Source organism: Crocinitomicaceae bacterium (genome assembly GCA_016708105.1).
GTDB lineage: Bacteria > Bacteroidota > Bacteroidia > Flavobacteriales_D > Crocinitomicaceae > JADJGJ01.
Map to the genome: position 1 here is coordinate 653697 of JADJGJ010000002.1, position 11637 is coordinate 665333.

Annotated in this window: 8 protein-coding genes; 3 read left to right on the forward strand and 5 right to left on the reverse strand. The window is 37.6% G+C overall.

Annotated features, from left to right (window positions below; all coding sequences use genetic code 11):
* Positions 1-15: 15 nt before the first annotated feature.
* From IPH66_13990 to IPH66_14010, 5 genes are all read right to left on the reverse strand, one after another.
* Positions 16-1212 carry a proline dehydrogenase family protein gene (locus IPH66_13990; protein MBK7130450.1) on the reverse strand — a complete coding sequence of 399 codons (1197 nt, stop codon included), beginning with the start codon at positions 1210-1212 and terminating at the stop codon, positions 16-18.
* Between the two features lie 131 nt (positions 1213-1343).
* Positions 1344-1838 carry a hypothetical protein gene (locus IPH66_13995; GenBank protein ID MBK7130451.1) on the reverse strand — a complete coding sequence of 165 codons (495 nt, stop codon included), beginning with the start codon at positions 1836-1838 and terminating at the stop codon, positions 1344-1346.
* A gap of 106 nt (positions 1839-1944) precedes the next feature.
* A complete protein-coding gene (locus IPH66_14000; protein MBK7130452.1) occupies positions 1945-3162 on the reverse strand; it encodes a hypothetical protein in 1218 nt (405 codons plus the stop codon).
* A gap of 12 nt (positions 3163-3174) precedes the next feature.
* Entirely contained in the window at positions 3175-5454 is a 2280-nt protein-coding gene (locus IPH66_14005; protein ID MBK7130453.1) for a TonB-dependent receptor, read from the reverse strand.
* 308 nt (positions 5455-5762) lie between these two features.
* The gene (locus IPH66_14010) at positions 5763-7046 is read right to left on the reverse strand and encodes a tyrosine--tRNA ligase (GenBank protein ID MBK7130454.1); all 1284 of its coding nucleotides are present in this window, start codon (positions 7044-7046) and stop codon (positions 5763-5765) included.
* A 191-nt stretch (positions 7047-7237) separates the two neighbouring features.
* Here IPH66_14010 and IPH66_14015 point away from each other — a divergent pair, with 191 nt between their 5' ends.
* The 3 genes from IPH66_14015 to IPH66_14025 all read left to right on the forward strand — a co-directional run bounded on the left by IPH66_14015 (position 7238) and on the right by IPH66_14025 (position 11612).
* A complete protein-coding gene (locus tag IPH66_14015; GenBank protein ID MBK7130455.1) occupies positions 7238-8041 on the forward strand; it encodes an SOS response-associated peptidase in 804 nt (267 codons plus the stop codon).
* A 145-nt stretch (positions 8042-8186) separates the two neighbouring features.
* On the forward strand, positions 8187-9695 hold the full coding sequence (locus tag IPH66_14020) for a NarK/NasA family nitrate transporter (protein ID MBK7130456.1): 1509 nt from the start codon (positions 8187-8189) through the stop codon (positions 9693-9695).
* 186 nt (positions 9696-9881) lie between these two features.
* Positions 9882-11612 (forward strand): MFS transporter, encoded by a 1731-nt coding sequence (locus tag IPH66_14025; protein MBK7130457.1) that lies wholly within the window; start codon positions 9882-9884, stop codon positions 11610-11612.
* Positions 11613-11637 lie beyond the last annotated feature (25 nt).

Below are 11637 nucleotides of genomic sequence, written 5' to 3' on the forward strand. Positions count from 1 at the left end.
AAAAAAGTCTAAAATTTATTTTTTTGGAATCACCGCGGGAAAATTTTTGCGTCTTTCTTTTTCTTTTATGATGAGTGAAAGTTCTCTCCCGGTTTGACCTGCAACGGAAGTGTTTTCCTGAGCACGGCGCATGAGGTATGGCATCACTTCTTTAACCGGACCATAAGGCACATATTTTGCAACATTGTATCCGTTGTGGGCAAGGTTGTAAGTAATATGGTCACTCATACCTAATAGTTGTGCTGCAAAAATGCGTTTGTCATGTCGGTCAATTCCGTGTTTTTCCATCAATGATAAAAGATGTGCTGTACTTTTTTCATTATGTGTTCCGCAGCAAAGAGAAAAAATTTCAAGACGTTCCATCATGTAAGTTAATGCAGCGTTGAAATCATGATCTGTTGATTCTTTGTCGGGTTGAATAGGTGAGGGGTAGCCCATTTTTTCAGCGCGCTCACGCTCTTTTTCCATGTAAGCGCCACGCACTAGTTTTATTCCAACAAAATATTTTTCTGCTCTGGCAGTTTCGTATGTGCTTCTAATAAATGCAAGTCGGTCATGTCTATACATTTGTGCCGTGTTAAATACAATTGCTTTATGCACGTTGTATTTCTTCATCATGGCAATTGTCATACGATCAATGCCGTCTTGAATCCAACTATCTTCAGCATCAACAAAAACCGGTATATCAGCTTCAGTTGCTGCTTTGCAAATTGCATCAAACCGTGCAAAGTATCGGTCTCTTTCTGCAATTTCATCAGCGCTTAAATTTGTTTTTTCATCATTGAGTTTTTCCAATAATTCAAAACGCGCTATGCCGGTTGGTTTAAATACTGAAAAAGGAATTGACTTGCTCTCAGCTTTTGCACGAGCGATGGTTGCAATGATTTCATCACGTGTTTTGTCAAGATCATCTTCTGATGTTTTGCCTTCAACAGAGTAGTCTAGAATAGTACCAATACCAAAATGGCTCAGGTCTTTTATTTTTGGATCACATTCTGCTATGGTTTCTCCTCCAACAAATTGTCTGAAAATAGTTTTTTTAATGAACCCCTTTACCGGTAAATGAATGGCTAAAGCAAATTTTGCCATAGCTGTGCCAAATGAAACCATCCAGGGTTTACCAATCACCTTAAACAGACGGTATGACCATTTTAAGTCTCTATCTGATTTTCCTTTAAATGCTACTTCAGTATCATCAAAATGTGGCTCCATAAACCTGTAATTTGTTCTGCAAATGTAAGTAATCAGAATCAGGTATTACATATCATGCTTTGTTCACACGAGTTGAGTTTCATTTTCTGCTTGCTTGGCATGATTATTCTGGGGCACGACACGAATAAATATCACTCAAAATAAATATTGAACTCCATGAATGAAGCAGAAATTGAATGATAAATAGAATCTGCCTCTTTCAATGTTTCACTTGCACTGAAATGATCACTCATGTCAAGAAAAGGAAGTAACCATTTATGCAACTCATCATGCGCTTGGCCTGTCATAGTGCAGTTACTGGTGAGTGAGTCAAGATTAGTACTGATATTTGATGCCAGTTGGTGATACATCTTTAATGTTTGAGTTTGCGTGTCAGCAGTGAAATCATATACTTCAGTTTCAATTTGTCTGATCCAGGCTAACATGTGGTCGTCAACTTTCCATTTTTTTCCATTGTCTAATACTATGGGTTCAGCCGGTTCATGCACATGGGGTTCTTCTGTTTCAATAACCGGAACGCTGTCTGTTGCTGAGGTATTTGTTTGGTCGCTGCTGTTTTGTCCACATGATGCAAAAAAAAGAGTCGATAAACAAAGTGTGATGATTGAAAAATATTTTGTCCGCATTTTGTCAGTTTTTATGCAAAGTTCAGCCGTTTTTGAGCTGAAAAATATGATATATGACAGTTTTTTCTGTTTAAAATTGGCTCATGATTGGTTTCTCAGCTAAATCTTAATCTTTTGTCAACAACCCATGAACCAAGGAAATCAAATACATGATAAGTGATAATAAGATTAGAAATCCGCAGCTGAATAGTAACCATTGCCAGGCCGGAATAATAACTCCATGTTGCCACAGTAAATATCCCTGTAAAAAAAGAAGAAAAATAGTACCTACACCACCCACTAAAAAAAGCAGCACGGCAATTTTATTCCTGCCGTTGTTCTGAATTTGCTGATGAATAAAATGTATTAACGCAAGACTGGCAACACCAAGCATCACCAAATGAATATAGCCAATGGTAAAATGACGCAAACCAAAAGCAAGTTTTTCAAGCTTGGGAATTGTGGTCAGTATTTCTAAAATAAGTTTGATTACTAAACTAATGGTGATAATATAAATTATCCATTTGACTAAGTTAGATTTTGACTGAAGTTCGGGTGCGAATGAAATCATATTTTTAATCATCAATATCAGCGTCATTAGCAGCAAGACATTAGAGGTTATATGAATTAAATAAAATAATTGAGCATGAAATAATACGTGCATAATCAATGTAATACCACTGATAACTGTCAATGCAAACAAATGAATTTGTAAAGTAGAGGAAAATAAAAAATTATGTTTAGTGAGGTTTGCAGAGAATACTTGTCTTGTGAGTAGAACAGATGCAAAAATAAACCATCCTGAGAATTGAAAATGCAGGTACCACTGAATGGCGAATTGATACCATGCTGAACCTTTGCCGGCAATTACCATGGATGGTCCAAGCATCCAAATACCAAGTGTTGAAATGAATAAAAAGATCAATGACCAGTTTAAAATTATTTTGTCAGAATCATTTCTGCAAGATGAGTTTTTAAAAAAATGGAAAATAAAAACGTACGAACATAATACATGCAGTGCAGAAAACGGAATAGAAAATGAGCCGTAACCTTGCAATGGAAAACTGATCATCATGCCCACTACTGAAATTTGTGTAATCCAAAAAAGCCACGTGTGAAAGGGTAAAATATCTTTTACAAAATAATACACGTAAGCAAGATAAAAAGCCTGATACGCCCAGCCTAATGCGGCAGTGTGTGAATGGGCATGTAAGAGAAAGGAAAAATTAAAAGAAGTTTCACCAATAAATGCGTAGCGCAAAAATAAACCCATCACGCCCGCAATAATAAAGTTCAGCAGCGTGATGGTAAGATGAATGTTCAACCATCTTGATCGGTTTTGCATGGCATAAAGATACTACTTAGCTTGCAGCGCAAATCTCACCCCGGCAAAAAATCGGATGCCTTGAATAGGAGCATAATTGTAACCCGGATCAAAAGTATACCCGTTTGGATTGTTTACCGGATCGTTTACATTTTTATCAAACGGATCAAATGGTCTCATGATTGGATCTTCATCCGGAATAAAGTTTAATAAATTTTTTACGCCGCAATATAATTTCAAACCTGAATTAAAATCTTTGGTGAGTTGAATATTCAACAGGGAAAACCAAGGTGAATGATCAGGACGGTAATCGTTGGGTAAAACAGGTAATAGCATAGGGCTATACACATTACCGGTTAAATCAACACCCAATTTTATTTTTTTGAAAGTGTAGCCTACAACAAAATTTCCGGTTAGTGGTGGAGCGTGTACTTGTTCTGTTTTAACTAACACTCCATTTTCATCATGTTCCCAAATATGCACGTCAGTAAATGTTGCTCCAATAATTATTTTTAACGGAATAGTGAAGCTACAGTGTGCCATCAAACCTGCGCCCTGGGTGACTCCATATCCATCCAGATTATCAAAAATTACCTGGTTGGCATTTGTAAAATAATCAGCCACAATTTTATTGCAGAAATAGGTGTAAAATAAACTTGATTCAATATTTAAAAATCCGCCAGCAAAATTTATATATGAAGACATATTGATGGTTCCATTCCATGATCTTTCAGGTTTTAAATTATTTACCACAACTACTTCACGTGCACCGCTAAAAGCGGCATGATCTTCACTGAATAGATTGACAACGCGGTATCCGTTTCCAATGCCTACACGAAGAATGTGGTACTTGTTCATGCTCCATTTCCAGTTTATTCTTGGTGACACCACATGTCCGTGATGATTGTTATAATCATATCTAACCCCGGCTAGCAAATTATTTTTTTCATTCAATTTGATTTCATCCTGAACAAAAATTCCGGGCAAATAAGTTTGTGATGGTTTATTCTGAGGATTCAAACTGTCTTTGGTTTGAGTAATCATCGTATTGTCATCATAGTATGTGTATCTCACGGCAATTCCGGTCATCACATCATGTCGCAAACTGGTAAAGTTTTTAATTGCTTGTAAAAATCCAATATGTTGTGTCGCAGTATAAGGTGTTTTACCGTAAGCAGAATTTTGAAGATGGGTATTGTAACTGTACTGAATTTTTGCACCTTTTCCTAAAAATCCAATCGGACTTGAACCAATTAATTCAATGCGGTGTGTAAAAATACTTTCTCCGTAAATTGAATCACTGCCTCGCCAATCTTCAGTCCAATTCAATTCACCTCCCCAACGGTTTTCGTAAAAATAACGAATGGCTATGCTTGACGCATTTCCTGATTTATGCGTGAATGAAATTTTGTTGAATGCAGCATATCTTTTTTGCAATGTAACATCGGTAAAATTGTCTTTATTAATATCCCACAAATGGTTGAAATAAAAAACATTTCCACTGAATAAGCCTGATCCTGATTTGCCTAATCTGTAGCGTACACCAAGGTCTCCATTAAAATCCTGATAAGTCGTTCCGGTGAAATCAAAAGAAAAGAGTGGTGCATTTTTTGGTGATTTTGTAATTACATTGATCAGTCCGCCAACAGCTTCTGAGCCGTACAATGTAGATGCAGGGCCTTTTTGAATTTCAACTCTTTCAATAATTGAATTTGGAATTCCCATCAAACCATACACGGTTCCCAGTGCAGACATAATTGGCATTCCATCAATCATTACCATGGTGTAAGGACCTTCCATTCCGTTGATATGAATGTCTCCGGTATTGCATACATTGCATTGTAGTTGTGGTCTTACGCCATTTACCATATTGAGTGATTCAAAAATACTGGGTGTGGGATTTTTCTGAAATAATAGCGGAGTGATCACTTCAATTGCAACCGGACTTTCATCGCGCGATATTTCTTTTAGTGTTCCTGTAATTACCACTTCTTCCAATTCATTTGCCGTGCTGCGCATTGTTAATGAAAGTTGATGGTGTGTGTTTTCTGTAAATTGTAGCACGGTGTCAATGGTTTCCATGCCGGTAAAACGTGCTGTCAATTGATGTGTTCCGGCCGGAATTCCGATGATTTCAAATTTGCCATTCTGATCCGTCACTGCGCCAAGTTGAGTGTTTGTAATCATCACTTTTACAAATGCAGCCGGTTCTCCTTGTTGATTGTAAATGATACCGTCAACTTTTGATTGTTGGGCAGATAAAGTGACAGTTAACAAGATCAATTTTATACTTAGTATCAGTTTTGTTTTCATACGCCATGCTTGTTTACAAGATGTTTAAATATTTAGACTAATTCTAAATAGATGCGCCAAATGTACGTGATAGTTATTGATTCATCAACAAGAATACTTCGTTGAATTAATGAAAGAAGATTAAAATACCCTGAATGAGGTATGCATTTTGAGATGAGTCCACGAAATAATTAAAAATTAAAACGTGATATTTATTTTGAAACACCTATTGCGTAGAATTCAAATAATGGCAAACCAAAATTTGAGTTTTATCTATAAAGCTGATGAGGAGATTCAATCAGATCAAAATTGGAAAAGAAAAAATTACCTCACCCTTCAACAATCAAAAGATAATTATTCTTTTTGCCTTTGCCGAGTAATACAAATTTATTGTTGATTAAAAATTCAGGACGAATCACGAATTCTTCAGCCACTTTTTCTTTATTGACAGTAATACTATTTCCTTTCAGCTCACGACGTGCTTCGCTGTTTGATGCCAAAAATCCGGTGCGGGTTCCAAGGGCGTCAATGATTCCTAATCCGGCATTTATTTCATTCATAGTGATGCGTGCTTGCGGAACGCCATCAAATATTTCCAGAAATTGTTTGTCAGATAATTTTTTCAAATCATCAGCGGTTGATTTTCCAAAAAGAATATTGGTTGCGGCTAAAGCAGTTTCAAGGGCTTCTTTGCCATGCACCGTGAAGGTTACTTCTTCTGCTAATTTCTTTTGCAGATTTCTAAGATGAGGTGCTAATTTATGTTCTTCTTCAATGGATTCAATTTCAGATTTGCTCAGCAAAGTAAACGTACGAATGTATTTTGGCGCATCTTCATCCGTAGCGTTTAACCAGAATTGGTAAAATGCGTAGGGAGATGTTTTTTCTGGATCAAGCCATACAGTTCCGCTTTCTGTTTTTCCAAATTTTGTGCCGTCAGCTTTTGTCATCAAAGGGCAAGTAAAAGCAAATGCTTCTCCTCCTTCAATTCGTCTAATTAATTCAGTTCCCGTAGTGATATTTCCCCATTGATCACTTCCTCCCATTTGAAGTTTGCATCCGGTTTCACGGTATAGATGTAAAAAATCATATCCTTGCAATAATTGATATGAAAACTCAGTGAATGAAATACCGGTTTCCATTCTTTTTTTCACTGAATCTTTTGCCGCCATATAATTTACCGTGATGTGTTTACCTACATCACGAATAAAAGTCAGAAAAGAAAAATTCTTCATCCAGTCATAATTATTGACCAGTAATGCAGGATTTTCTTTTGCATTAAAATCAAGAAATTTTTCAAGTTGTGCTCGCACTCCGGCAATATTTTTTTGCAAGGTATTTTCATCCAGCAAATTTCTCTCATCTGATTTTCCTGATGGATCTCCAACCATACCCGTAGCACCACCAACTAAAGCAATTGGTCTATGTCCCGCACGTTGTAAGTGTACAAGCAACATAATAGGAATCAAACTTCCGCAATGCAATGAATCTGCTGTCGGGTCAAAACCAACATAGGCTGTTACTTGTTCCTTTGAAAGCAAATCTTCTGTTCCTGGCATTATGTCTTGTAACATTCCTCTCCAGCGCAATTCTTCTACGAAATTTTTTGGCATGATTTAATTTCCTTTTTCTGTTGACAAAGATAGATACTTTAATGTTTTATTTTGAAGATGTTGAAAGTTCCGCCTTATCTAGTTTGTTTCACCTGAAAAGTCAAACCCAACTTGCCATTGGAGTGCCAAAGGTTCATCCATGATGATTGGTTTCCACTTGATGCTTCTCCATAAAAATGTATCTTTATACCATGTGTGGACGCTATGTAACGGTTACAAAAACTGAAATCATTGAAAAAAAATTTCATGTCAAGGCTGTGCCTGATTTTGATTTTAATGGTGATTGTAATATTGCTGCCGGTGACAAAGCTCCAATAATAACAAGTGAAGAGCCCGGCTTGCTTCAGTCGTATGTTTTTGGCTTCACACCTTCATGGTCTGAAAAAAAAACTTTTATCATCAATGCACGTGCTGAAGGTGATCATAATAAAGATAATTCACCAATGTATTCAGGGGCCAAGGGTATTATTTCCAAACCATTTTTTCGGGCATCTATCAGAAATAAGCGGTGCCTGGTAATTGCTGATGCATTTATTGAAGGCACTACTTCAGAAAAATTAAAAAAGCCTTTTTTGGTGTATTTATTAAATAAGCAAAGACCATTTGCAATGGCAGGCATTTATGACACTTGGATTGATAAACTAACCGGTGAAGTGATCAATTCTTTTGCTATCATTACAACTAGGCCTAACACGCTGATGCAGAAAATTCCTCATCATCGTATGCCGGTAATTCTTGATGATGATGCTTGTCAAATGTATTTGAAAACTGATGCGCAACTTTCAGAAATCACCAATCTACTTGAACCGTTTTCGGCTGATAAAATGAATGCATATCCCATCAGTCCTGCTATTAGCAAAAAGACTAATAAAGATGTTGCCCTGCTTGAACCCAAGGGTGAACGAGTTCAACCTGAATACCTCTTTAAACATTCAGAAGAAATCAAGCTGGAAGGAATGGGCATGACAACTTCACGAAAAAAGAAAAATTCATAAGCTTTTGGTTTACTGATACTATCAAAGATTGTTCAATAATTGATTGATTTCAGTCAGAGATATCCTCAAAAATGATTGACGTCATAATTTGATTCAGTCACAATTCAGAACTTCGGCAGCGATACCTATAATTAAAGCTACATTAATGAATTCTGAAATTACGAGCCTTAGTCGTTCGCATAAGCAATTGTTTTTTAATACCCTAGCCTTTGTAATCTGCTTTGCGGTATGGATGCTGAACGGAGTTTTGGTAACCTATTTAGTTGATAACGGTGCCTTTGACTGGACAAGTTCTCAAGTTGGATGGCTGCTCGGTATCCCTGTTCTTACAGGATCTATCATGCGGTTGCCGGCAGGAATTTTATGTGACAAGTTTGGAGGAAAATGGGTTTTCGTTTCTCTCTTTGTACTTGCTGCAATTCCGTTATTCTTGATGTATTATGTTGATTCTTATCTTGGGTATGCATTGTTGAGTTTTGGGTTCGGAATTTCAGGTGCTGGTTTTGCCGTGGCCATTGCTAATACATCGGTTTGGTATCCTAAAAAAAATCAAGGTTTGGCTTTGGGTATTGTTGGTGCAGGGAATGCCGGTGCGGCAATCACCACCATGTTTGCTCCTTCAATTCTGAATAACTTAACTAACAACGGACAAAACATTGAGCAATGGAGATTGTTGCCGATTTCGTACGGAGTAGTGCTTGTTTTTTTAGCTATTGTCTTTGCATTGTTCACGCATAATAAAAAGACCACTGCTGAAAAGAGATCCATGGCAAAAGTTCTTGCCCCTCTCAAAAATATTCGTGTGTGGAGATTTGGTTTATACTACTTTTTAGTGTTTGGTTGTTTTGTTGCTTTTGCCCAATGGTTAGTTCCTTATTATGTCAATGTGTACGGTGCTTCTTTGGTTACCGCCGGTTTTTTTGCTTCATTGTTCAGTTTTCCTTCTGGTGCAATTCGCGCATTGGGTGGTTGGATGTCTGATCGCTGGGGAGCGCGCAAAGTGATGTATTGGGTCTTAGGCTCATCATTGGTTTTATCACTCATGCTTGTCGTTCCTAAAATGGCAATTATTTCTCCGGGGCAAGGTATTCAGGCAAGCGTTGAAGGCACCGTGAGTTTTGTTTCTGATAGTTTAATTGTGATTGATGAAACACCTTATCAGATAAAAGAAAATAAATATAATTTTTTAGAAGAATCTCCTGAGCATTTTATTCTTCCTCAAAAAGATGATTGGCAAGAACCTGTTGTGAAAATTGGTGATCATGTCAAGAAAAAACAATTGCTTGCCAAAGGAACAACACGCATTGTTTTTCAGGCTAACATGTGGGTGTTTACTGTTTTGGTGGTAATGATTGGTATTATTTGGGGAATAGGGAAAGCCGCAGTATACAAACATATTCCTGAATATTTTCCAAATGAAGTGGGTGTTGTTGGCGGTATGGTTGGCGTAATTGGTGGTTTAGGTGGTTTTATTTGTCCTATTGTGTTTGGTTATTTATTGCAGGGAACAGGATTATGGACCAGTTCATGGATGTTGATGCTGCTGATTTCAGCGGTTGCTTTGTGGTGGATGAACAGCGTAATCAATAAAATGATGCGTGATCGTGATCCAATGTTCAATAAACAGATTGAATCAAAATCAGATTCTCATTAAATAATTTTCAATGAATGCCGATTTTATGTGCTGGATCATAGTTGAGAAATAAATAAATTCATCAAAAGAGAAAGTCATGATTTTCTTTTCTGAAGTCAGATATTTAATTGAGAATCGTCATTTTTTTGCATAGTATGCTAAGGGAAATTTGTCATCAGATTATAATACGAACTAATACCTACATCTATGGCAAGTTTTAAAACATTCCTCAAGGCGGGGCACCCGCCAACTTTGTTCGCATCATTTTTATACTTTGACTTTTGTTTTGCAATCTGGGTATTGAATGGTGCTATGGCTCCTTTTATCAGTGAAGATTTTGGTCTTACTCCGGCACAAAAGGGATTCATGATTTCTGTTCCAATTCTCGCCGGAGCAATTATGCGTTTCCCACTGGGTGTATTAGCTCAGTATATTGGAAGAAAGAATGCGGCTCTCACTGAAATGGGGTTAATTTTTGCATCTCTGATTTTTGGATACCTAATGTTGCCAACCTACAATAACGTGTTAGCCATGGGCGTATTCTTGGGTATAGCCGGTGCAAGTTTTGGTGTTGCTCTTTCGCTGGGGTCCGGCTGGTTCCCTCCTAAATATAAAGGACTCGCGATGGGTATTGCCGGAGCAGGTAACAGTGGTACCGTACTGGCTATGCTTTTTGCCCCGCCATTAGCTGAGGCATATAGCTGGCAAGTGGTTTACGGAATTGGAGCTGTCTTCATGTTGCTGCCAATTTTAGTGATGATCATTTTTGCAAAAGAACCACCTGATCGTGAAAAACAATCTTTGAAAGAACACTTAGCTTGTTTATTTCAACGTGATGGATGGACTTTTAACTTGATTTATATTATCACTTTTGGTGGATTCATTGGTTTATCTAATTTCTTACCTACTTATTATCATGATCAGTTTGGTGTTACAAAAGTAGAGGCCGGACAGCTTACCATGTTAGCTGCTCTAATGGGTAGTGCTGTTCGTGTGGTTGGTGGATATGTTTCTGACCGGTGGGGTGGTATCAACACACTCAGTGCAATTTTTGGTGTCATCATCATTTGTATGTTGATTGGTGCTATGCAAACAAATATTGTACTCACTACCATTTTATTCATGGTGTGTTTTGCTGCTCTGGGTGCCGGTAACGGTGCCTTGTTCCAATTAGTGCCGCTCCGATGGCCACTCACCACAGCGGTGGCAGGTAGTATGATTGGTGAAATTGGTGCTCTTGGAGGAAGCTTCATTCCAAATGCAATGGGTATTGCAAAACAACGCACTGACTCGTTTGCATGGGGATTTATTTCTTTTGCTATTTTGGCTATCATCGCTTTTGTTATTCTGAGAATTGCACAACGCAAATGGACCAAAGCTTGGGTTGATAAAGGTGGACGTGCTAAAGTGAAAAAAGATGAGGTAGAGTTTGAAATTCATACTCACGTACCGGGTCTGGTAACAACTCCTTTGGCTAAAGCTTTGCACGGTGAAAATTTTGCATACCGCTCTATCATTTTGCCTGTTGGAAATTCTCAATTGGCAGATAAAGCAAGAGAACAAGCTGCATACTTGGCTAAAAACACGGGTGCCCGTGTTGTATTACTTTACGTTGATGAAAAATTCCACAGCACCGGATTGCTTGCAAGTGATTCACCTGAATGGGAAAAAGTGCGTCAGGGTTGGGTAAATGAAGGGCGTGATATGCTGATCAGTGAAGCAAAAATGTTGAAGAATATGGGCGTAACAAATATTGAAACTGTATTTGGTCAAGGTGATGTTGGGGCTGAAATTGTGGCACTAGCAAAAGAACGTGCGGCAGAATTGATTATACTTGCCAGTCACGTTGCTTCACCAATTGGCAAATTATTAATGGGAAGTAGAACATACAGTGTGTTCAAAGATGCACCATGTCCGATTTTAAGAATTGTGCGCTAGTTAAATTGTAATTATTAAATAAATA